Below are 23,750 nucleotides of genomic sequence, written 5' to 3' on the forward strand. Positions count from 1 at the left end.
GAAGCGCTTAATGTGCGAATACTGTTGCCGGCCACCTAGTAGCGTCGTGTCAGCACATCATTTTCCGTTTGCTGTACTGACGCCGTCAGGGCGTGGTTCGGCGGCCGCGCGCTATCGGGCGGAGGGCTAGTGTGAGAACAACTAACGCAGTTGAGATCTGAGCACTCGGTACTCCAACAGGCCCGCCCGTAGCTGTTCGTAGATGGCGGACCCGGGCAAGGCAAGGAAGTTGGCGACCCGAGGATTCCCGTCGCCGTACACCTGCTCCCAGTTATCGCTCGCTTGATCGCGTGACGCCAACACGTTGGCGGTGATGTCGCGGTCGCTTTCGGTGACAAACCCCAGCGCCGTCAACCGCGCCCGGACGTAGTCCCAGTCCTCGGGGCTCAGGAAGTCCGTGTGCAAGAACCACGCGCCCGGACGACAGATCCTGCGGACCTGGTTGAGGAACTTCAGCAGGTTCCCGTACGAATGCGACGACTCCACATTGACGACGGCGTCGCAGCACGCGTCGGGCAAGGGAAGATCCAATGCGTTGCCGACTTTGAAGTCGATGGGATTCTTGGTATGCGCCCGTTGGCAGAAGGCGATCGCCTCTGAGGAGAGATCAACGCCGGTCACCTGCGCGTTGAACTTCTCCGCGATGAGCGCTGAGTTTCCTCCTCGACCACAACCGATTTCGACAACTGCGCGGTCGTTGAGGTCAACCGGTCCGACGACTTCGAGCACCAGTCGCACCGAGTTGGCGTTGAACGTGCCCTCGCGGATGTCGAATGCCGATTCGTTGTTGGCATCGATCGGCAGATACCCGTAGTTGAGGAAGAACGACGAATCAGCCACGCCGACGTCTTCCAGCCGGCGGCTCAACTTGTTGTAGAAGCTGCGCCATTCACCGGTGGTCGTCGAAAGCAGATCGTCAGCCAGGTGCGCCGACATCGCCACTTGGGCTTCACCTTCGGTGTCGACAGCCGTCGAAGGTTCGTTGGAAACGTCCATCTAAGTCACCACATCCGGCTCCGGTTTAATGGATTCGGCATCGTCAGGTTCCGGCACCTGCCCGGCGAGGTACTCGGCGAGCGACCCGATCGTCGGGTAGTCGAACACCGCGGTCGCGCTGATCGTCACCACCCCGCCGAACTGGGGCAGCAACCGGTTGCTGAATTCGACCGCCATCAGCGAATCCGTCCCCAACTCGAGGAACCGGCTGGTTGCCGCGGGTGGCTGGGCGAGCCTGAGGAAGTTCTGCACCTCGTAGCGCAGATACTCGGTGAGGAAGCTTCCGCGCTCATCCTCGGGCACGTCATGCAGTTGGCGCAGCAACTCACTGTCACCCCGGGTTGCGGCGACCGCGCTGGGGAGCAGGTGGTCGAGGATGAACGGACGAGACCCACCCAACCCCTTGGCGGCACGCTGCCAATTGGCTTTCAGAACGGTCACCTGTCCGGCGCCATGGGCGACGATCTCGCTCAGCGCGTTGAGCGCGGCCGTGGGTTCCAGCGGAATCAGGCCCTGCGCACTGAGATTGGCACGTGCTGCCCGCGACGTGGCCATACCACCTTGCGCCCACGGACCCCAGTTGACGCTGGTCGCAGGCAAGCCCTGCGCGTTTCGCTCCGCGACCAGCCCGTCAAGCAACGCATTGGCGGTCACATAGTTGGCCTGACCCGGCGAGCCGAGCACGCTGGCCGCCGACGAGTACACGATGAAGAACTCGAGTTCCTCATTCTTCGTCAACCGGTGCAGATGACGGGCGCCGAATGCCTTGGGTGCCAGCACGTTGCGGAAATGCTGCGCGGTCTGTTGGGTGAGCAGCGCGTCGTCCAGCACGCCCGCCCCGTGGACCACCCCTGCCAGTGGGGGCAGCTCCGCGCGGATCCGCTCCAGCAGCTGCACAACCTGGCCCTCGTCGCCGACGTCCGCCGTGAACGTGTGGATACGGCAGCGGTAGCGCTCGGTGATGTCGGCGATCGCCCGCTGGGCGTCCGCGTCGGGTGTCCGCCTGCTGGTCAGCACGATGTCACCGGCACCGAGTTGAGCCAGATGCGCGGCCGTGTACAAGCCGAGCGCACCGAGACCACCGGTGATCAGATAGCTCCGATCCTCGCGCGGCTGCAGTGGTTTCGGCATCTGCAGCACGATCTTGCCGATGTGTCGCGCCTGCTGCATGCGGCGGAACGCGGTCTTGGCCTCGGTCAGGGGGTATACCTCGGCAGCCAGCGGCACCAGCGCACCGCTGCCCATGCTGTCCGCCAACTCGGCCAGCAGGTTCCCCACCCGCTCGGGCTCCTGCTCGATGGTCGCGTCCAGCGCGATGATTTCGTACTTGATGTCGGGGCGGGCCGCCGCCATCTGCTCCGGAGTCCAGATATCGCGTTTCGCGATCTCGGCGAACCGGCCGCCCTGTGCAGTCGCCCGCACGGTCGCTTCGATGAACCCCTCGTTGGTGAGGCTGTTGAGCACCACGTCGACACCCGCGCCACCGGTATCCGCCAAGATCTGATCGGCGAATTCCGTGGTGCGCGAATCGTAGACGTATTTCACCCCCATCTCGCGCAGCGTCGCGCGCTTGTAGGTGCTGGCGGTCGCAAAGACGGTCGCGCCGGCCTGCTGGGCCAGCTGGATCGCGGCCAGACCCACGCCACCGCTGGCGGCGTGGATGAGCACCCGGTCGCCGGGGCCGACCTCGGCCCAGTCGAACGCAAGCCTGGTCGTGAGCCCCCCGGCGGGTATGGTCGCCGCTCCTATCGCGCTCACCCCGTGCGGCAGCGGCGATAAGAACTGCGCGGGGATGTTGACCCGGGAGGCGAACCCGCCCTGCATGAAACCGAAGACGCGTTGGCCCACTTCGAATCCGGTGACGCCGTCGCCTACCTCGGTGACGACGCCGGCAAGGTCACCACCGATTCGTCCCGGATCACCCGGATACAGGCCGAGCACGTTGAGCACATCGCGGAAGTTCAGACCCGCGGCCTCGACCCGGATCTGCACCTGGCCTGCGGGCGGCGCCGGCACGTCGATCTCGACGAGTCGCAGGTTGTCGATGGCGCCGCGTTCGGTCGGTTCCAGGATGTAATCGCGTCCCCGGGGTAACGGCAGCGGGCCGCCGCGTGCCCACGGCAGCATGCGCGGCACCAGGTACTTCCCTTGCCGCAGCGCAAGTTCGGGTTCGTCGACGGATGCGCCGAGCAGACCCGGCAGCGAACGCACGACGTCGTCGAGCGTGTCGTAGTCGACCAGTTTGCAACGCAGCGCCGGTTGCTCGGTCATGATGGTTCGCCCGAGCCCCCACATGGCCGACTGCGCGGGATCGACCGGCTCGCCGGGTTCGGTCGCCACCGCCCGTTCGGTGACGATCCACAAGCCACCGGTGAGCTTCAGGTCCTCCTGCGACTGCAGCGTCCGCACGGCCGTGAGCACCTGCTCGATCTCGTTCTCGAGCCGCGCCGCGAACTCGGTATCGGACTCCTCGGCCGCGGGTTTCCCGGCGCTGCGCCAGACGATGCCGCGGACCGGGGCACCGCGTTCGGCGGCCTGGGCGAACGACCGCGTCCACGTTTCCGGATCCGCCGGCGATGTTCGGTCCAACACGACGGCGCCCGGCAGCCCGGCTGACAGCTCGTCGAAGCCGGCGAGCAGCCAGGTGCCGTCGCTCTTGTCGGCAGCATCGTCGTCGGACGGCGGCGGCATCTCCTGCCACCCGAGGGTGTACAGGTTGCGGGTGGCGTCGCCACCGAGGCCGCGCAACAACGCCTCTCGGGGGGCACGCTTCACCGCGAACTCGCGGATCTCGCCCAGCAGGCGACCACTGCGGTCCACGAACTCGAGGTCGAAGACCTGGGTTTCGCTTTCGGCACTTCCGGTTTGCCACCGCGCGCGGCAGTAGAACCGCTTCGGCATCTTCTCACGCAGCGTCACCCGCCCGTACCGCAGCGGCAGGAAGAGGTCGGCCATCGGCCCACCTTCTTCGGTCGCCGCCAGCACCGCCGGAAAGGCGGGGAAGGCGACGCCGGTGCACAGATCGAGCAGCACCGGGTGGATCGGCTCACTGCCCAGTTGCTCGGCGAGTTCGTCGCCGATCGTGACATCGCCGACCGCCTCGCCGTCCCCGGCCCACAGCGATTTCAGCGAGGTGGACCAGGTGGGTCCCCAGATCAATTCCATGTCGGCGAAGGTGTCGAACAGCTGCTGCGGACGCGTTCGCCGCAACCGCTCACACGCGGCCTCGATGGATTCGGTGGGTTCTGAGGTCGGTTCGTCGTCAACCTCGGTGATATCGGTGACGATGCGCCCGTCGGCGTTCAGCGACCACTCGGCGTCCCGCTCACCGTACGGCCGGCTGTGTACCTGGAACGTCGAGCCGCCGCCGTCCTCGAGCGGACGCAGGGTCAACTGCACCTCACGGGAGGCCTTCTCGGGCAGGATGATCGGCTCGTAGAAGAACACGTCGCGCACCTGCGCCGGTGCGCCGACCGCGGCAAGTGCCATGGCCGCGTACGTCGCGCCGGGAACGACAACGGTGCCGTAGATGACGTGATGCGACAGCCACGGCTGCGTCTTGACCGACCACCGACCGGTGTAGACGGTGTCGCCGGAGGCCAGATCCTTTGCATCGCCCAAGATCCCGGAGTCGAAGACGCCGTGGCTGGCGGTGGCGCGGATATCGACGGTCTTGGGCCAGAACCGGCGACGTTGGAACGGGTAGGTGGGCAACTCGACCCGGCGCCGTGGCTGATGGTGCGTCGCAGAGAAATCGGGCCGGTGCCCGGCGACATAGACCGCGGCCAGCGCTTCGGCCATCTGACGGCGATCATCGGTGCCCTTGCGCAGGCAGGCCACAGCGCGCGGGGCGGACGAGGATTCCGGCCAGGCTTGCACCGCGGCACCGGTCAGCACCGGTTGCGGCCCGATCTCCATCAACACCGAGCAGCCCAGTTGCGCCACCGTTTGCACGCTTTCGGCGAACTGCACCGGTTGACGGGAATGCCGCCGCCAGTACTGGGCGTCCAGCGGTGTTTCCGCGGTGAGGACCGCGCCGGTGCGGTTGCAGACGAGGGGAAGCGTCGGCACCGCGAACTCGAAACCCTGTGCATACGACTCGAATGCGTCGAGGGCAGGTTCCAACAACACCGAGTGGAAGGCGTGGCTGGTGTCCAACCAGGTGCAGCGGATCCCCTCGCCCTCGAGCCGGGCGACGATCTGTTCCAGATCCGCGGCCGGACCCGACAGCACCGTGTTGGGGCCGTTGTAGGCAGCCACCGATATCTGCGGAAAATCGTCGGCGGCACGCTCGACCCGCTCGGCGGCGGCGAAGACCGCCACCATCCGGCCCCCTTCGGGCAACTCACCGAAGAGGCGGCCACGCTCGGCCATCAACCGCGCCCCGTCCTCGAGGCTGAGCACCCCGGCCACACACGCGGCCGCGTACTGACCCACGCTGTGCCCGAGCACCACGTCGGGTTCGATGCCCCAGGACTGCCACAGCCGCGCCAGCCCCATTTCGACCGCGAATAGCGCCGGTTGGGCGAACGAGGTGTGGCCCAACGCGTTTGCGGATTGACCGTTGGAGCCGCTGTCGGCTTCGAACAGCACCTCCAGCAGCGGGCGCGGCAGCATCCCCTCGACCGCCTCGGCGCAGCGGGTCACGGTCTCAGCGAAAACCGGTTCGGTGTCGAACAGTTTGCGCGCCATACCCGGGTACTGGCTGCCCTGCCCGGTGAACAACCACGCCGTCTTCGGCGGATCGCCGCACTGGCCCCGCACCGCACCCGGTTCCAACCGGTTCTCCGCCAACCCGACGAGCAATTCACGCGCACCCTGCACCGAATCCACGACGAGCGCGGCGCGGTGCTCGAAATGTGAGCGTCCGGCGCCGGCGGTGAAGCTCACATCGGCGACATCGACGTCGGGATTGGCGTCGCACCAATCGGCATAACGCTGCGCCAACGCGGTCAGCGCCTCCGGCGACCGCGCCGACAGCGGCACCACGCTGACCGCCGGGGCGGTCGGGGTGCGGTCGGGAGCGACGTCGTTTCCGCTGCCGGATGTCGCCGGCGCCTCTTCGATGAGGACGTGTGCGTTCGTACCGGAGAACCCGAACGAGCTGGTGCCGGCGCGACGCGGCCTACCGTTGGCGTGCCACGGAATCGCCTTGTCCACCACCCGCACCGGCAGTGAGCCCCACGGAATGTTGGGCGACGGGTTCTCGAAATGGAGGTTCTGCGGCAAGGCTTCGTGCTGCAGCGACAGCACGACCTTGATCAGACCGGCGATACCCGCTGCTGATTCGAGATGTCCGACGTTGGTCTTCACCGATCCGATCAGCAGCGGGCGGTCTGCATCCCGGCCGACGCCATAGGCGGCCGCGGCGGCCTGCACCTCGATCGGATCACCCAGCGATGTGCCGGTGCCGTGGGCCTCGAGGTAGTCGACGTCTCCGCCGGTGAGACCGGCGCGAGCCAGCGCTTCGGTGATAAGTCGTTGCTGCGCACCGCCGTTGGGCACGGTCAGGCCGCTGGACGCACCGTCCTGGTTGACCGCGCTGCCCCGGATGACCGCACAGATCGGATCGCCGTCACGCTGGGCATCGCTGAGCCGCTTGAGCACCAGGATCCCGCAGCCTTCGCTGCGCGCGTAGCCGTTCGCGGCGGCGTCGAACGTCTTGCACCGGCCGTCGGCGGAGAGCATCCGGGCGCGGGAGGTCGCGACGATCGACGCCGGGCTGACCAGGACGTTGACCCCGCCGGCCAGCGCCATGTCGCAGTCGCCGGAATGCAGTGCCTGGCAGGCTTGGTGGACGGCGACCAGCGAAGCGCTGCACGCGGTGTCCACCGCCATCGCGGGACCCTCCAGTCCGAGCGCGAACGCGACCCGGCCCGCGATGACGTTGAGCGCGTTGCCGGTGATGAAGTGGGCTTCGATGGTTTCGACAGCGTTGGTGCCCAACAACTGCGAGTACTCGTTGGCGGCGACCCCGACGAACACACCGCTTCGGCTGCCCCGCAACGAGGAGGGCGAATACCCGGCCCGCTCCAGACCCTCCCACGCGATCTCAAGCATCAACCGCTGCTGGGGGTCCATCCACACCGCCTCGCGCGGTGAGATGCCGAAGAACTCCGGATCGAATCCGTCGACGCTGTCGAGGTATCCGCCGTAGCGGGTGTAGATCTTGCCCGGTGCTTCGGGATCCGGATCGTAGTACTCGTCGACGTCGAAGCGGTCGTCCGGGATCTCCCGGATCGCGTCGACCCCACGCGACAACATGTCCCAATACGCTTCGGGGTCGGGCGCACCCGGGAAGCGGCAGGCGACCGCCACGATCGCGATCGGCTCATCGCTGCGTGTCGGGGCCACCGGCGCCGCCGGGACGGGCGCGGGTGCGCTGGGTGCCGGCGCGCCGATGTCGAGCACGTCACTGAGCAGGAAGTCGGCGACGTCGACCAGGCGCGGGTAGTCCATCGCGAGGGTCGACGGCAACTCCTTGCCCACCGCGCGCTGGACTCGGTGCCGAAGTTCCACGGCCATCAGCGAATCCATGCCGACGTCGAAGAAGCCGGCCTCGTCGCGGATTTCGGCCGCGTCGATACGGGTCACCTCGGCGACGACGTCGCGCAAGTAGTCCACGACGAGCTTTTTGCGCTGTTGCGCCGGGGCCGCGGTCACCCGCTCGACCAACTGGGTGCTTCCGGTTCCTCCAGAAGATCCAGCGTCCGGTGCCGACTCGGGGACCTCCTGCTGCAACTTTGTGAAGAATGACCGCTTGCCCGCAATCTGGTAGAGCGGCAGGAAGTTGGCCCACTCGATGCGGGCCACGACGCCGTGTGAGGTGCCCTTGTTCGACGACGCCAGAAGTTCGGCCATGCCTGCCAACGCATCGGCAGGCGAGAGCGGCCGAACCCCGCGCTTGTCCAGTTCGGCGCGCGCGGCTTCATCGGCCATACCCGCGTTCAACCACGGACCGAAGTTGACGCTGATGCCCGCCACACCGCGCTGACGCTGCTGCCAGGCCAACCCGTCGAGGAAGGCGTTGGCCGCGCTGTACGCGGTCTGCCCGCCGGCGCCCCACACCCCGGCGATCGATGAGGTGCTGAGGAAGAAGTCCAGCTTCAGGTCCGCAGTTGCCTCGCTCAGATTCCAGGCGCCCCAGACTTTCCCGGCGAATACCCGGCCGACTTCGGCGTCGTCCAGATCTTGTAGCGGGGTTGTGCTGATCTCGCCTGCGGCGTGCACGACGCCGGCCAACGGCGGTAGTTCGCCCCGCACGGTGGTCAACACCCGCGCGACGTCGTGCGGGTTGGCGACATCGGCTGTGATGACCCGGATTTCGCAGCCGGATTGTTCGCGTATGGCATCGATGCGCTGTTGCGCGGTGTCGCTGGGTGCGCGTCGGCTGGTCAGTACCAGATGCCGGGCGCCATGTGCCGCCAGATATCCGGAGACTTCCAGGCCGATCGCGCCAAGCCCACCGGTCACCAGATAGGTGGCGTCGCCGCGCAGTTCGACCGGCGTTGCGCTCGGCTGTCCTGTGCGTCGGGTCAGCCGGGGGACATAGACCGCCTGGTCCCGCAGTGCGATCTGGTCTTCACCGGCCGGCGCTGCCAACAGCTGGTCGATGAGCCGAGACCACGCGGCCTCGTCCAGGGTTCCTGTTGCAGACAGGTCCGCCAGCCCGCCCCACAACCGTGGCTGTTCCAGCGAGGCGGCGCGGCCGAACCCCCACAGCGCCGATTGCGCCGGTGCCACCGCGTCGGCGCTGGTAACGCGTTGCGCGCCGCGGGTTATCAGCCAGATCGGTGCGCGGAGTTCAGCTGCCGCCGCGGCACTGAAGAGCCGCCGCGTTGCGCTCAGCACCTGATGCTGCATCCGCAGCAGCGACTGCGTCGACGGTGCGGGATCCGAGTCCAATGCGCAGAGGTTGAGGATACGCGTCGTCGGCTCCTCGGCGACCGCCTCGCGCAGTTCGGCCGAGAGCCGCTCTTCGTCCGCGTCGGACAGGGGCGCCCCGAACACCTTGTGCCGGTGTCCGCGCGCGGTCAGCGCGTCGATCAGTGGCGCCGCCGTGCTGGCATCGTCGCAGATCAGCAGCCAGGCGCCACCTTCGCCGCCCTCCGCACCAGCGGACACGGCAGCGGTTTTCTCCCAGCGGATCTCGTAGCGGGTGTCGGTGATCGACAGCGTGCCGCGCTGCTGGTTATGTTGTGCGGCAAGCTGTTTCAGCAGCTCGACGGCCTGCTCGTTGCCGGCGGCGCCGTCGAGGAGCGCGGCGAGTTCTTCGATGCGCCCGTCCTCGAGCAGTCGCACGGTTTCGGTGCGCGCGGCGTGGGTCTCGTCAACGGTCTGGGTGGGCTTGATCCGCTGGTCACGGAACCAGTACTGGCGATGCTGGAACGGATACGTCGGCAGGTCGATCTTGCGGGCCGGCCCTACCAGCGTCGCGAAATCGGGTCGGTGCCCGGCGACGTACGCGTTGGCGACGGCTTCAGTGATCTGGCGGTGGTCGGCGACGTTTCGGCGTAGCGACGCGATCGCCCGCGGGGCGGTCGCCGGGTCCGGCCAGGCGCGCATGGCGGCTGCGGTGAGCACCGGCTGCGGCCCGATCTCCAGCAGGACCGAGCAATGCAGGTCGGCCAGCGTGCGCACACTCTTGGCGAACTCGACCGGCTGGCGCGCATGTCGGCGCCAATAGGCGCCGTCCAGCTTGGCCTTGCGGCCCAATGCCGCGCCGGTACGGTTGCACACCAAGGTCTTTCGAGGTGCCCCGAACTCGAACCGGTTCGCGTACGCCTCGAACTCGTCGAGGACCGGATCCAGCAGCGCCGAGTGAAACGCGTGGCTGGTGTCGAGCCAATCGCAGCGCACACCGTCGTCTTCCAGCTTGGCCACCGCGCGCGCCAGGTCTTCTCCGGGCCCGGACAACACGGTGTTGGCGCCGTTGTAGGCGGCCACCGACAAGCTGGGGAAATCGTCGGTCAAGGCTTCGACCCGCTCGGCGGGGGCGAACACGGCGGCCATCCGACCGCCGGCGGGCAAGCTGCCGAACAGGCGGCCGCGCTCAGCCATCAGCCGCATCCCGTCCTCGAGGCTGAACACGCCCGCAACGCAGGCCGCCGTGTACTGGCCGACACTGTGACCGATCACCACGTCGGGCTCAAAGCCCCATGACTGCCAGAGCCGCGCCAGCCCCATCTCGACCGCGAACAATGCCGGCTGGGCATAGCTTGTCTGCCGGATGGTGTCTTGGGCATCGGGACTGTCGACGTCGAATATCACGTCCAGCAGCGGCTTTTCGAGAACATCGGCAACCGCGTCCGCGCACCGGGTCATGGTCTCGGCGAACACCGGCTCGGTGTCGAACAGTTCCCGGGCCATGCCCGCGTACTGGCTGCCCTGGCCGGTGAACAGCCACGCAGTCTTCGGCCTGTCGGCGCATTCACCGCGAAGCAGTCCCGGCGCCGGCCGGTCTTCGGCCAGCGCGCGCAGCACCTCGCGCGCGGACTCCGTCGAGTTCACCACCAGCGCGGCGCGGTGCTCGAAGTGTGACCGCGCGACCCCGGCGGTGAAGCACACATCCGCCAGCGCGGCCTGCGGGTGGGCGGTCAGCCAGTTGTCGTACCGCTTCGCGAGCTGTACCAGGGCATCGGGGCTGCGCGCCGACAGCGGCAACACGGTGAAGCGGCGGTCGTCGGACGGTGCCGGCGTGGCCTCGGCTTGTTCGACCGCAACCGGGGCTTCCTCGAGGATGACGTGCGAGTTGGTGCCGGAGAACCCGAACGAGCTGACCCCGGCGATCCTGGGTCGCCCGTCACGGGGCCAGGGGGTGCTCTCGTCGACCACCCGCACCGCAAGCTTGTCCCAGGGGATGTGCGGCGACGGGTTCTCGAAGTGCAGATGCTTCGGCAGCCGTTCGTGCTCGAGCGACATGATCACCTTGATCAGGCCGGCGATGCCTGCGGCTGCCTCTAGATGCCCGATGTTGGTTTTGACCGACCCGATGAGCAACGGCCGGTCGGCGTCGCGTCCCTCGCCGAGTACCGCGCCGGCGGCTTGGACTTCGATCGGGTCGCCAAGCGAGGTTCCCGTTCCGTGCGCCTCGAGGTACCCGACGGCGCCGGCAGCGACCCCGGCGCGCTCCAGCGCTTCGCTGATGACCCGTTGTTGGGCGACGCCGTTGGGCACCGTCAGACCGCCCGATGCGCCGTCCTGGTTGATCGCGCTGCCGCGGATCACGGCCCGGATCCGGTCGCCGTCGCGGATCGCGTCCCCAAGGCGTTTCACGACGATGACGCCGCAGCCCTCACCGCGCACGTAGCCGTCCGCGGACGCGTCGAAGGTCTTGCACTTGCCGTCGGGGGCCAGCATCTTCGCGCGGGCGAAGGACATCACGCTCTTGGGGCTGAGCAGAACGTTCACACCTCCGGCGAGCGCCACGTCGCACTCCCCGAGCCGCAACGCCTGGCACGCCTGGTGCACGGCCACCAGCGAAGAGCTGCAGGCGGTGTCGACGCTGACCGCGGGACCCTGCAGGCCCATCGCGTAGCTGATCCGGCCTGCGCCCGCGGCCGCCGACGAGCCGATCGCCTGGTACGAGTCGATCTCTTCGTAGGAGATCGCTTCCGATATCAGCTGCAGGTAGTCGTGGGTCCCCAAGCCCATGAACACACCGGTCTTGGTGTTCGCCAGCGCTGACGGCGCCGTGCCCGAATGTTCCACCGCCTGCCACGCCGTCTCCAGCAGCAGCCGATGCTGGGGATCGATCAGCATCGTCTCCCGTGTCGACAGCCCGAAGAACGGCGCGTCGAACCCGGTCGCGTCGTCGAGGAAGCCTGCCCGGCGGGTGACGATCTTTCCGGGCGCGTCGGGGTCGGGGTCGTAGAACTCCTCGACATCCCAGCGGTCCGCGGGCACTTCCGATACCGCATCGCGGCCGTCACAGAGGACCTCCCAGAACTCGTCCGCGTCGGCAGCGCCGGGAGCTCGCACCGCGTAACCGACCACGGCGAAAGCCTCGTTGGGCGCCAGATCTGCGACGTCTGTCACGGGGTTGTCCTCTCAACGGTTTTCAGAAGTCTTGTCGCGCCGGGTAGGCCAGCCTGTGGGCGGCTGCTTCACCGCCAAATGGGTCGCTGCACACCTCGGCTCCACCGATCGGATTAATTGACGCTTCTGTAAGAATCTGTAAACCATACTTCGCAGCGTCGGCCGTGTCACCGGGTTTGCGAGAAGCTGATCGTCGGGACCTTTTCCGACGCCACAGCTTCGCGGCTGGTCAGCCCCTGCGGTAGCGGCGGGCGAATTCTTCGAGATGATCGGCGGCGGCGGCGGCGCTTGCGGCGGCCGGGGTTATCCGGTTCGCGAGAGCGCGCGCCCGGGCGACGTAATCGGGCGCCAGGATGGTGCGCAGGTCGGCCGCCAACGACGCCTCGGTGGCGGTCGAAAAGCGCCGGGCGGTACCGACCTGCAGCCGTTTGACCGCGGCGCCGTAGATCGCGTGCACCATGTCCCAGTAGAGGATCAGCTGAGGGACACCCGCCCGCATGCCGATCGGCGTAGTGCTCGACCCGCCGTGGTGGACGAGCGCGCGGCAGGCGGGAAAGACGGTCGCGTAATTCATGGTGCCGACCACTTTGACGTTGTCAGGATGGGGCGCCTCGCTGTAGTCGGTTCCCGCGGCGCCGATCAACGCCCGCTCCCCCAACTGGGCGCAGGCCGCGCTGATCATGGCGATCGTGTCCGCCGGAGACTCGACCGGAATGCTGCCGAAGCCGAAGAAGATCGGCGGCGTGCCCTCGGCGATCCACGACGCGACCTCGTCATCGGCATCGGTCGCCAACTCCAACGTCAACGTTCCGACGAACGGTCGCTGGTCGGCGTGGTCCACCCATTCGTCCGCGAGCCCGGGAAAGCATGCCTCGTCGTATGCCTGGATCTCCAGCGACCCGCGTTCGGTGATCCGCCGTGGCGCGGAACCTTTGGCTTTCGGCAGGCCGAGGTCACGGCGCTGAGCGTGCTCGACCTTCTTCATCACCCGCCAGGACAGCCACCAGAATGCGGCGACGGCGGAGCGGCCCCACGCCGCTGGCAGGAATGTCAGCACCTGACCGTTGGGTCGCAGCGGGAAGTAGTGCAGGGTCGCCAACGGGATGTCGTAGTGCTCGGCGACGTTGGCGGCGGCGTCCTCGAAGTTGATGCCGGTGAAGATCAGGTCGGCCCCGTCGGCCAGCGACATCAACGTGGTGCTCATGTCCTGCCAACCACGCAGCAGTGGGCCGCCGATCTCGATGCGCGAGCGCAGCATCGCCCGGATTCGCCAGGGGGTGCGGAAGAAGCAGGTCCAGAAGTCGCGGTGGGCGTCGAGGATGGATCCGGAGTTCGGCCCGAAGCCTGCCGCCGGCAGCCCCGCGGACTCGGCGAAGCCGATCAGGTCCGGCGGTACGGCGATGCAGACGTCGTGCCCGCGGCGCATCAGCTCACGTCCGACAGCGGCGTTGGGTTCGATGTCGCCGCGACTCCCCCAACTTGCCAGCACAAACTTCATTGCGCGCCCTGGTCGTTATCTCGGGGGTGACCCGGCGCCCGCATTGAGAAATTCGTCGAGGTATCGGGGTGGTTTCAGGTTGAGCAGGCGTTTGCGGTCGGTTTTGAGGTCGGCGTAGGTGAGCGCTTCGATCTGTTCCGCCGAATACGGCAGGGTGGTTTCCGGGGTTCCTTTGCGCACGAACCCGACGCCCTGATCGCACTTGAGGACGCCGACCTGCAGGTCGTCGCGGGTGCTGCGCAGTTGGACGATCGCTTTCCAGACATCGCCGTTCCAGATCCCGATCAGCAGCGGACCCTTCTGTTGGGCCATGAAGCTTTCCCACGACTCCGCGCGGCGGCTGGCCAGTTCGAACGGCGGATTGCAGTCGTGCAAGAAGATGACACCGTCGTCGCGCAGGTAGCGCACTGTGTTCTCGACGTCGCGCACCACCTGCTCGTAGGTGTGCAGCCCGTCGATCAGCGCGACGTCGACGGAGTGCTGTTCGAGGAGAGCGTGCTGGTCTTCGAAGAAGGCGTCGCTGGTGGTCTCGAAATAATGGACGACGCGGCCCTTCGCGTCGGCGCGCTCGCGGGTGCGCACCGAGAGGTTGAAGGCAGGGTCGACGGCGATCTTCACATCGGCGGCGATCTGCTGGAACGCCTGACCCCGCGACACACCGATCTCCAGGTAGACGGGGTTCGTGCGTCGGGCAAGTGCCCGTTTGACCGCCCTGATCCGGTTGACACCCGGCAACGCGTCGACCAACATCACGAGCCCGCTGTTGAAGTTCACGCGACGATCCTGCCCACAAACATGGTCCACTCACAAGGGATTGATGACGCTGACGTCAATTTAGGATGACGGTTATGCCCCGCTCTTTCGAAGGCCTGACCGAATCGCCGGCGAGCGTCGAACAGATCCATGCGGCGTTTGCACGTGCGGATTATTGGCAGGCCCGGCTGGCCACCAGTGACGCCGCCGCCGAGTTGGACTCGCTCTCCGTCGACCCCGACGGCACCGTGGAAGTGCACCTCACCCAGTACCTCGGGCGCCAACTGCTACCCGCGTCCGTTACCAAGTTCTTCCCCGGTGGAGTGAAGCTGCTGCACGCCGAGACCTGGCGGCCCGACGGCGACGGTGAGGTGCGCGGGCAGATCAGCGTCGCCATATCGGGCGGCTTGGGTTCCTGCCGTGCGAAGACGTGGCTGGCACCGGCGGCCTTGGGTTCGCAGCTGCGCTTCACCGGCCGGGTGCAGGTGAAGATCCCGCTGGTGGGCGGCAACTTGGAGAAAGCGCTCGGAGCAAACTTGGCTGCCAACCTTCCGGAGGTGGTGCGGTTCACCACGACATGGATCGAAGACCACACATGACACGCCTCACGCGTCGCGCTGGGAAGTCCGGGCCAGCGCGCCGAGACCGGTGATCTCCAGGCTCACCGACTTGCGCTGGCCGGCCGCGCCCAGCATGAACACGATGTCGCCGATCGGTGCGCCGAGCCAGAACCGCCAGAAGCGCTTGGTGTGAAAGGCCCACGCGAAATTGCCGCCCCCGAGCAGCCAGAAGATCGCGATGGCGAGGAAGTAGTAACCGAGGCGCTTCCAGCGCGAGGTCACCATCTCCACGTTCATCTCCCACATCTCCAGACCCCAGGCGCGGTATCGCCACTGCAGCCCGTACTTCTTCTGGAACTCGTAGAACGCCTGCATCTCAGCGTTGGTGACGAGGTATTCGTCGAAGACCAGGATCGACCCCTCGATGAACCGGTCTTTGCAGGTTTCGAGCGCGTGCAGGCAGCTCTCGTAGGTGTCCAGGTCCATGTGGAAGAGCCGGATCGGTGCGTCCGGTCGAGCGGCCAGGAACGGCTCGAGCGTGTCGTAAGTCATGCCTTTGATGAACTCCACGTCACGACCGAGCGGAGCGGGAACGCCGTCGTCGTCCAGCGTCACCCCGGTCTCGACCATGAGCCGTTGCGCCAGCGGCTCGGTCAGCGAAAAGGTGCCCTTCTTGACGACCATCTGATCGTCGACCGCCCAGTCTTCGACCAGGCCGGAGAAGGTGTCGAAACCGTGCACCGTGCGCCCGCATGCGTCGGCGGCCAGCCTCGTCGACCAGCCGATCCAGACACCAAGGTCGAGCTGAACTTCGTGGGCGTTCTCCGGTGAAGGCGGCGGCAGTTGCTCGGCTTCGTGCAGCAGCGTGTGTCCTGAAATTCTGCGCTGCCGAAGCTCGGTGAGGCCGCCGGTGATGAACGCGCGATAGTCGTCGTCGTAGACGCGGGTGTCGCGGGCGTAGAGGTTCGGGATGTAGCGGTCGCGCCCTCGATAGACCAAACGCGCTAAGCCGAGGAACACCAGAAGCGCCCCGATCGCCACCAGGAGCGCCGGCACGAAATAGCACGCCGCGGCGACCACGAGCATGAGGCCGACGAGGATCGCGCGCCACACCCGGTGCAGGGTCGTGCGGTCCACCGACGATCCGACCGCGCGGCCCGCCGTCCGCTTAGCGATTACCAAACTGGTTCGCCCCCTAGGTTCTCGGCTAGCCAGACTAAGCGCCGGCGGATACGTGTCGCACCCTAATTGACGGTCCCGAAAACAGGCGGGCGGTCGGGTGGAATAATTCGGCGACCCGAGCAAGCACCCCACGAGAGAACCGGAGGGTCGGCCGTTGTCATCGTCCGTGCTGATCACTGGCGGCGCAGGGTTCATCGGCTCCGCTCTCGCGCGCCGTCTCGTCACCTCCGGCTATGACGTCGCCGTCGTGGACGTCCTGCATCCCCAGGTGCACGGTGATCGCGCATCGATCGACGTGCCGCCGTCGGTGCGGTTTTTCACCGGTGACGTCACCCATGCTCCGGATCTGGATGCCGTACTGCGGTTGTGTCGTCCGTCGCAGATCGTCCATCTGGCGGCCGAGACGGGAACCGCGCAATCGCTTACCGAGGCCACCCGCCACGGCTCGGTGAACGTGGTCGGGACGACGCAACTCCTCGATGCCCTGAGCCGCTGCGGCCATGTTCCCGAGCAGCTCGTGCTGGCTTCGTCGAGAGCGGTGTACGGCGAGGGCGCGTGGCAGGCGGGCTCGGAGGTCTTCTATCCGCAGCCACGCAGCCACGCGCAACTCGCGGCGGGTGTCTGGGATCCCCGCAGCCCCACGGGCGAGACGGCCGTTCCGCTGCCGAGCCGCGCCGGCCGCACCGAACCGCGTCCCACCAACATCTATGCCGCCACCAAACTGGCCCAAGAACATCTGCTGGCCGCCTGGACCGCTGCCCACGACACCAACCTCAGCGTGCTGCGGTTGCAGAACGTCTACGGGCCGGGCCAGTCGCTGACGAATTCCTACACCGGGATTGTCGCGCTCTTTGCGCGGTTGGCACGGCAGAAGCAGGCGTTGGAGGTGTACGAAGACGGACGGATCGTGCGTGACTTCGTCTATATCGACGACGTTGTCGAGGCCCTGTTCTCGGCGATCGCGCAGCCTGCGCGGCGCTCCCGGCGCCTCGACATCGGCTCGGGTGTGCCGACCACGATCCACGAACTAGCGCGACAGATCGCGACCGTGTGCGGTGCGCCCGAACCCGTCGTCGTGGCGAAGTTCCGCGACGGGGACGTCCGCGCCGCCAAATGTGACGTCGACCAGACAATGCAAGAACTCGACTGGCGGCCGAAGTGGTCGCTCGAAGAGGGCATGCGCGCACTGCTCGACTGGATCGGCGAAGGAACCGCGCGAACGTGACGCTTCAGCGCAGACGAAGAGGTCGCTACTTCACCCGAAGCAACTTCGCTAACGCTATGGTCAATATTCGTGATCGAGCTTGACGGTGTAGCGAAGACATTCGACGGGTCGATCCTCGCCCTGCAGGATGTGAGCTTTTCCGTCGACTCCGGCTCGGTATGCGCGTTGCTCGGCCACAACGGCGCAGGCAAAACGACGACGATCAACATTCTCTCCACGCTGATGCGACCCACGTACGGCAAAGCCGTTGTGGCGGGTCATGACGTCGTCAAGAACCCGGCCGGGGTCCGCGCATCGATCGCGGTGACGGGTCAGGTCGCGGCGATCGACTGGCAGTTGAGCGGGCGGGAGAACCTGGTCATGTTCGGCCGGCTGCATGGCTTGCGGCGCAAGCAGGCCAACGCGCGGGCCGACGCGTTGATCGAACAGTTCGACCTGACCGACGCCGCTCACCGCGCCGTCGTGACCTATTCCGGTGGCATGCGTCGGCGCATCGACATCGCCGCCGCGCTTGTGGTTCCGCCGAAGGTGCTCTTCCTCGACGAGCCGACAACCGGGTTGGACCCGCGCAGCCGCCGCGGCGTGTGGGACCTGGTGTCGTCGCTGGCCGGCGAGGGTGTGACGGTGCTGCTCACCACCCAGTACCTCGAGGAAGCCGATGTGCTCAGCGATTCGATCGTCGTCCTCGATCGCGGCCGGGTCGTCGCGATCGGCACAGCCGACGACCTGAAGAGCCGGGTCGGAATCAGCTACTGCACGGTCAGCCCGGTCAACCCCGCCGACCTGCCCAAGGTCCTGGCCGCGGTGGCAGATCTGGAAGATGCCCACGCCGACGAAGAGGTCAATACGGTCACGGTGTTGGCGCCCAACGGGATGGCGACGCTGTCGGAGGTTTTTCGTCGGGTCGATCAGCTTGATGTCGAGTTCTCTGACATCGCGTTGCGCAAGCCGTCTCTGGACGAGGTGTTCCTGCATCTGACGGGCAGCATCACCGCGTGACCGCAGTCGCCGTTCTGACCGAACGCATGGTGCGCGAGACGCTGCGCAGCGATCTGCCCTTCGCGGTGCTGGCGCCCGCCGGCATCTTCGTCGTCTTCAACTTCGCGCTGCGCAATGTGATCGACACCGGCGGGATCGGCTACCCCCAGTACCTGCTGCCCGTGATCATCGTCCAGGTGACGTTGCTCGGCGCGTTGACGACCGTCGATCGGGCTGCCCGCGACCACGGATCAGAACTCGGACGCCGGTTCCGCACGATGCCGATTTCCACGATGACGCCACTGACGGCGCGCATGCTCTACTGCCTCATCCGCGGCGTCATCGCGCTGGTCGTGACGATCGCCGTCGGGTACGCGTTCGGCTTCAAGATGCTCGGGGGGCTGGACCACCTGGTGGTCTTCACCGTCTTTGTGCTGGCGCTGACGCTGGCCCTGTCGCTGGCTGCGGATGCCACCGGGGTGAGCATCTCGGGCGCTGCGATCGGCAGGACCGGCGGCGCCAGCCAGATCCTCCTCGTCCCCCAGATGATCCTCATCATGTTGTCCACCGGGATGGCACCCGTCGAATCGTTTCCCGAGTGGTTGCACGGGTTCGTCCGGCACCAGCCGGTCTCGCAAATGACCGACGCGCTGCGCGGCCTCGCCGCAGGCCATGTCGCGGTCAGCAGCCTGATGATCAGCCTCACGTGGTGCCTTGGCCTGCTGATCGTGTTCGGCGCGATGGCGGTGCGCATGCAGCGGCGGGTGCCATGACCGTATCCACGACCATGACCACGACCATGCCCGTACGCAGTTCGCTGCTATCCGAGAGCCTGGTGTTCGCGGGGCAACAGTTCGCGCACTGGCGCCGTGACCCTCTGGTGCCGATCCAGGCCCTGATCTTTCCCACCTTTCTGCTGATCACGTACTACCTGCTGATCGGCAAGTCGATCCTGCGCGTCACCGGCACCGACAGCCTCTACGGGCTGGTGCCCACCTGCGCCATAGCGGGAGCATTTTCGGGGGCGATCGCGGTCGGCCTGACGCTGTCTTTCGAACGTGACATCGGCCTGCTCAGTCGACTGTGGGTGTTGCCGGTGAACCGCGCCAGCGCGCTGACCGGCAGGCTCATCGCCGAAGCCGCGCGCACGCTGGTCAGTACCGCTTTGATCACCGCGGTCGGCATCGGGTTGGGGCTCCGTTTCGAAGGTGGTCCGCTCGAACTGCTGCTGTACCTGCTGGTACCGGTGCTGGTGGTGATCGTCTTTGCGATGGCGGTGATCGCCGTGGCGGTGCGCGCCAAGGACGGCACCATGCTCATCTGGTTGGGCCTGCCCGCAATCACGGCCGTCTTTGCCAGTTCCGGCTCGCCGCCGGTCGAATCGCTGCCCTCCTGGATGTGGCCGCTGCTGAAGTTTCAGCCCATGGCTCCGATCGTGGAATCCATGCGGACGCTTGCCCAAGGCGGCCTGCCGCTGTGGCCGCTGCTGTGGGGCGTGGTCTGGACCGTGGGCCTGGCGGCAGTGATCGGCCCGGTCGCGGTGCGCAGCTACCGGATCGCCGCCGAATCCGGCGGTGTCCGCGGCTGAGTCAGGCGCGACGCGAGAGCGCGAAGGCCTGCATCAGGTCGGCGGCGGCAACGACGCTGTCGGCGGGCTTGGTCATCCGGGCGGCGAGTCGTTGGGCACGGTCAAGATAGTCCGGCGCGAGGATCGTGCGCAGATCGGCGACCAACGATTTCTCGGTGGTAACCACGAAGCGTCGCCCCGCACCCACTTTGAGTTTCTTGAGCCGCGACGCCCAGCAGGCCTGATCGGGCAGCATCCACAACAACAAGGTCGGGCGTCCGGCACGCAGGCCCGCATGGACGGTCCCGGCACCGCCGTGGTGCACGACCGCGCGGCAGGACGGGAAAACCTCCGCGTAGTTGATCGCGCCCACCACCTTGACGTGGTCGTAGTGCGGGACGCTGCCGAAATCCGCCCACCCGGCACCGATCAGGGCCCGTTCGCCGAGTTGCGCACAGGCACCGGCGATCATCGCGACCGCGTCGGCCGCTGACTCCACCGGCATGCTGCCGAAGCCGAAGAAGATCGGCGGGGTTCCCGCGGCGATCCACGATGCGGTCTCGACATCCTCATCGGCCGCCAAGCCCATCGTCAGCGCACCGACAAACGGCCGTCTGGCGATCTCCCCGTCATTCCACGATGCCCATTCGTCGGCCAACCCCGGGTAGCACACGGCGTCGTAGGCCTGGATCTCCATCGCATCCAGCGCGGCGATGCGCTGCGTCCAGTGACCGGTCGCCTTCGGCAGGCCGAGCGCGCGCCGTTCGGCGTCGTCCTCGGCCTTGTGGCCCCGCCACGTCAGCCACTCGGATGCCGCCATCACAGCGCGGCATACCGGCGGCGGCAGGAACGGCAACTGGTGGCCGTTGACTCGTAGCGGGAAGACCTGCAGTGTCGCCAGCGCGGTGCCGCAGAACTCGGCCACGTTGGACGCGACTTCCTCGTAGTTCATCCCGCAGACCAGCAGGTCGGCGCCGGTGGAAAGCGCCAGCAGCGTCTCGCGCGCCTGTTCGCGGTACTCGACGAGTGGTGTCGCGAATTCGTACAGCAACCTGTTCAGTTCCTGCGCGCGCCAGGGCTTGCTGAACAGCAGGCTCCAGTATTGGTGGTGCGCCTCGATGACGGTGTCCAGCGCCGGCCCGAACGCGGCGGCCGGCAGCCCCGCCGACTCGGCGAAACCGACCAGCTCGGGCCCGACGACCAGGTGTGCGTCGTGCCCGCGGCGCACCAGTTCGCGGGCGATCGCGATGAAGGGTTCGACTTCGCCGCGCGTACCCCAATTCGCCAGCACGAACTTCATCGCGGGCGAGAACTCCCGGCGGGTTCGTCGAGGTACCACGGGTTGGCCCGCGCCCAGTCGATCGTGCGGCGCAGTCCCTCTTCGAGGTCGACCTGCCGGCGCCATCCCAGCACGCGTTGCGCCTTGGTCGAGTCCGGAACGCGACGGGGGATGTCCTCGTAGCGGTCGCCGTAGCTCACCGCGGTGTCGAACGCCGTCGTGCTGGACACCGAGTCGACCTTCGCGAGCTTGATGGCGAGATCGACCGCGTCGCGCATCGTCGTCTCGGTCATGCTGCCGATGTTGAAGACCTCGCCGATGCCGGCGTCACTGTCGGCGGCGAGCAGGGTGCCGGCCACAGCGTCGTCGACATAGGTGAAGCACCGCGTCTGGTTCCCCGAGTCGTAGAGCAACGGTTCCTGCCCGTTGAGGATGCGGTGGATGCTTTTGGAGATCACGAAGATCGGGTTCTGCCGGGGTCCGTAGACGTTGAAGAACCGCACGACCGTCACGGGCAGCCCGTAGGCGTCGTGCATACCGAAGACCATGTGCTCGGCCATGGCCTTGCTGGTGCTGTAGCTCCAACGCGCGGTCCGCGTGGAACCCACGACACGGTCGTCGTCCTCGGCCCACGGCGTGTTGGGGTTCTTTCCGTACACCTCCGACGTGCTGGTGAACACCACCCGCGCTCCGTGCCGATGGCTCAGCTCGAGGACGTTGCGGGTGCCGATCACACTGACGTCGACGACCCGCAGCGGATCCTCCACGTACTTGTTGACGCCGACCACCGAGGCCAGATGGAAGACCTTGTCCACGTCGGGGGTGATGGCCGTTTCGAGGGCGGCGCGGTCGGTGACATCGCCCTGAACGAACCGGAACCCGGGATGCCGGTCGAAGTCGATGCTCGTGTCGCGGGTGTTCTTGGCGAAGTCGAATACCGTGACCGTGTCGCCGCGGTTCAGCAACGCGGTGACGAGGTGGGACCCGACGAAGCCGTAACCGCCTGTCACGACGACATTGGACATGTTCGTTCTCTCTGTTCGATGCGGGCTTGGCGTCGACCCTCGGCCTTAGCGGCCGACCCCCTTGTAGACGAAGCCGGCGGCGCGCACGGCCGCGGGGTCGAAGCTGTTGCGTCCGTCGAGGAACACGCATCCGGCCGTGGACAGCTCGGCCAGCCGGGTCAGCGAGATCTGGTGAAACTCGCGGTGTCCGGCGAGCACCATCAGGGCGTCGGCGTCTTTGACCGCGGACTCGATGTCGGGGGTCAACGGGATGGTCGTCACCACGTGAGCCTCCTCGTCGGGCACCCAGGGGTCGTGGATCGACAGCTGGCAACCGGAGTCCTCGAGCATTTCGACGACGTATTTCGTCGGGGTGAGCCGGCAGTCGCCGGTGTTGTTCTTGAACGCGATGCCCAGCACCGCGACCTTGCTGGCCGCGACGGTTTTGCCCTGTTCGGCGAGCAGTTCGGTGAGCAGCCCATAGGTGTAGGCGGGCATGGTGTCGTTGACGGTCCGCGACGTGCGCGGGATGGCCAGGTCGAGCCCGACGGACTCGCCGAGGTGGTTGAGGAACCACGGATCCTTGGTCAGGCAGTAACCGCCAACTCCCATGCTCGGCCGCAGGATGTTCACCGGGCCGCTGCCTTTCGGCATGGTGTTGGCGGCCTCGATGACCTGAAGCGCGTCCATACCGAGCCGGTCGCACAGCTTGGCCAGTTCGTTGGCGAGCGCGACGTTGAGATCCACCCAGAGGTTGTCGGCGAGCTTGACCATCTCGGCGGTGCGCGGGTTGTCGACGATGACCGAGTCCACACCTAACGAGTGCCGCCACAGTGTGGCGCAGGCCCGCGCGCTGCGCTCGTCGACCGCGCCGACCACGACGGGTATCGAGGTCAGTTCGTGGATGGCCTGGCCTTCGGCGATCCGTTCCGGGCAGAACGCGAGCCCGAAGTCGACGCCGGCCCGAAGTCCGGACGCCTCTTCGAGGACCGGCCGGACCAGGTTCTCGGTGGTGTCGGGCGGCACCGTGCTCTTGAGGATGACGAGGTGGCCTTCGCGCAAGTGTTGTCCGACGGCCCGCGCGGCGGCCTTGATGTCGTCGACGATGGGCTCGTAGTCCGGGCCCAGCGGGGTGCCGACGGTGACGATGACGAAGTCGTTGTCGGCGAGCGCGCCGAAGTCCGACGTCGCACGCAACCGACCCATGCGCACGCTGTTGGCGACGAGTTCTCCCAGCCCGGGTTCGGGCACGCTGGTCTTGCCTTGGTTGATCTCGTCGACGACGTTTTGGCGCACGTCGATACCGGTGACGGGCCAGCCGCGGTCGGCCAGCACGGCACCGATCACGGTGCCGATGTAACCGAAGCCCACCAGCGCGATGCCCGATCGCATGCCGCGCACCAACAGGTCGACTTCGGCGTCGCTACGTCCGAACGCACCTCTAACCATTGCGGTACCAAGCCTTCCAGCGCGTCCTACGCGTTCGGCCAGATGTGAGCGAGGACCTCTCGTCACTCGCTGACGGCCGCAGTCTAACTAACGCTCGCGTCAATCAACTGAACTTTGAGAATTACAACAGCGGCCTGAACTGTCAACCCGCGAAGTGCCGGCGCCTGCTCCACCAGCATATTTTGCGCAGGCGACAATATCTGTCGGCTTGTGCTGTTAGCA

The 23,750-nt window shown here is 66.9% G+C and carries 13 protein-coding genes; 5 read left to right on the forward strand and 8 right to left on the reverse strand.

Annotation, left to right across the window (positions count from 1 at the left end):
* Positions 1-141 precede the first annotated feature (141 nt).
* The 4 genes from ABQE93_RS01470 to ABQE93_RS01485 form a co-directional block, all read right to left on the reverse strand.
* A complete protein-coding gene (locus tag ABQE93_RS01470; protein ID WP_448405490.1) occupies positions 142-996 on the reverse strand; it encodes a class I SAM-dependent methyltransferase in 855 nt (284 codons plus the stop codon).
* A complete protein-coding gene (locus ABQE93_RS01475) occupies positions 997-12,033 on the reverse strand; it encodes a type I polyketide synthase (protein ID WP_448405491.1) in 11,037 nt (3,678 codons plus the stop codon).
* A 229-nt stretch (positions 12,034-12,262) separates the two neighbouring features.
* Positions 12,263-13,531, reverse strand: a complete 1,269-nt coding sequence (locus ABQE93_RS01480) for a glycosyltransferase (protein WP_448405492.1) — start codon at positions 13,529-13,531, stop codon at positions 12,263-12,265.
* Between the two features lie 15 nt (positions 13,532-13,546).
* The gene (locus tag ABQE93_RS01485) at positions 13,547-14,281 is read right to left on the reverse strand and encodes a class I SAM-dependent methyltransferase (RefSeq protein ID WP_448406481.1); all 735 of its coding nucleotides are present in this window, start codon (positions 14,279-14,281) and stop codon (positions 13,547-13,549) included.
* 98 nt (positions 14,282-14,379) lie between these two features.
* On the opposite strand from ABQE93_RS01485, the gene ABQE93_RS01490 reads away from it, so the two are divergent.
* On the forward strand, positions 14,380-14,883 hold the full coding sequence (locus ABQE93_RS01490) for a DUF2505 domain-containing protein (protein WP_448405493.1): 504 nt from the start codon (positions 14,380-14,382) through the stop codon (positions 14,881-14,883).
* Positions 14,884-14,889: 6 nt separating this feature from the next.
* Here the strand turns inward: ABQE93_RS01490 and ABQE93_RS01495 are convergent, their stop codons facing one another.
* Entirely contained in the window at positions 14,890-15,930 is a 1,041-nt protein-coding gene (locus ABQE93_RS01495) for a class I SAM-dependent methyltransferase (protein ID WP_448406482.1), read from the reverse strand.
* Between the two features lie 262 nt (positions 15,931-16,192).
* Here ABQE93_RS01495 and ABQE93_RS01500 point away from each other — a divergent pair, with 262 nt between their 5' ends.
* From ABQE93_RS01500 to ABQE93_RS01515, 4 genes are all read left to right on the forward strand, one after another.
* Entirely contained in the window at positions 16,193-17,251 is a 1,059-nt protein-coding gene (locus ABQE93_RS01500) for an NAD-dependent epimerase/dehydratase family protein (protein WP_448406483.1), read from the forward strand.
* Between the two features lie 69 nt (positions 17,252-17,320).
* Positions 17,321-18,250 (forward strand): efflux ABC transporter ATPase subunit, DrrA-related, encoded by a 930-nt coding sequence (locus ABQE93_RS01505; RefSeq protein WP_448405494.1) that lies wholly within the window; start codon positions 17,321-17,323, stop codon positions 18,248-18,250.
* Positions 18,247-19,002 carry an ABC transporter permease gene (locus ABQE93_RS01510; RefSeq protein WP_448405495.1) on the forward strand — a complete coding sequence of 252 codons (756 nt, stop codon included), beginning with the start codon at positions 18,247-18,249 and terminating at the stop codon, positions 19,000-19,002. Before ABQE93_RS01505 ends, ABQE93_RS01510 begins: the two co-directional genes overlap by 4 nt.
* Positions 18,999-19,817: an ABC transporter permease gene (locus ABQE93_RS01515; protein WP_448405496.1), complete on the forward strand. Its 819-nt coding sequence runs from the start codon at positions 18,999-19,001 to the stop codon at positions 19,815-19,817. Before ABQE93_RS01510 ends, ABQE93_RS01515 begins: the two co-directional genes overlap by 4 nt.
* Position 19,818: 1 nt before the next feature.
* Here ABQE93_RS01515 and ABQE93_RS01520 read toward each other — a convergent pair whose 3' ends face one another.
* From ABQE93_RS01520 to ABQE93_RS01530, 3 genes are read right to left on the reverse strand one after another with little or no spacing between them, the layout of a single operon-like run.
* The gene (locus ABQE93_RS01520; protein WP_448405497.1) at positions 19,819-21,096 is read right to left on the reverse strand and encodes a glycosyltransferase; all 1,278 of its coding nucleotides are present in this window, start codon (positions 21,094-21,096) and stop codon (positions 19,819-19,821) included.
* Complete coding sequence (locus ABQE93_RS01525) at positions 21,093-22,100, reverse strand: NAD-dependent epimerase/dehydratase family protein (protein ID WP_448405498.1); 1,008 nt, start codon at positions 22,098-22,100, stop codon at positions 21,093-21,095. Before ABQE93_RS01525 ends, ABQE93_RS01520 begins: the two co-directional genes overlap by 4 nt.
* Before the next feature lie 45 nt (positions 22,101-22,145).
* Positions 22,146-23,528, reverse strand: a complete 1,383-nt coding sequence (locus ABQE93_RS01530) for a nucleotide sugar dehydrogenase (protein ID WP_448405499.1) — start codon at positions 23,526-23,528, stop codon at positions 22,146-22,148.
* Positions 23,529-23,750 lie beyond the last annotated feature (222 nt).

Source organism: Mycolicibacterium sp. XJ662 (assembly GCF_053484035.1).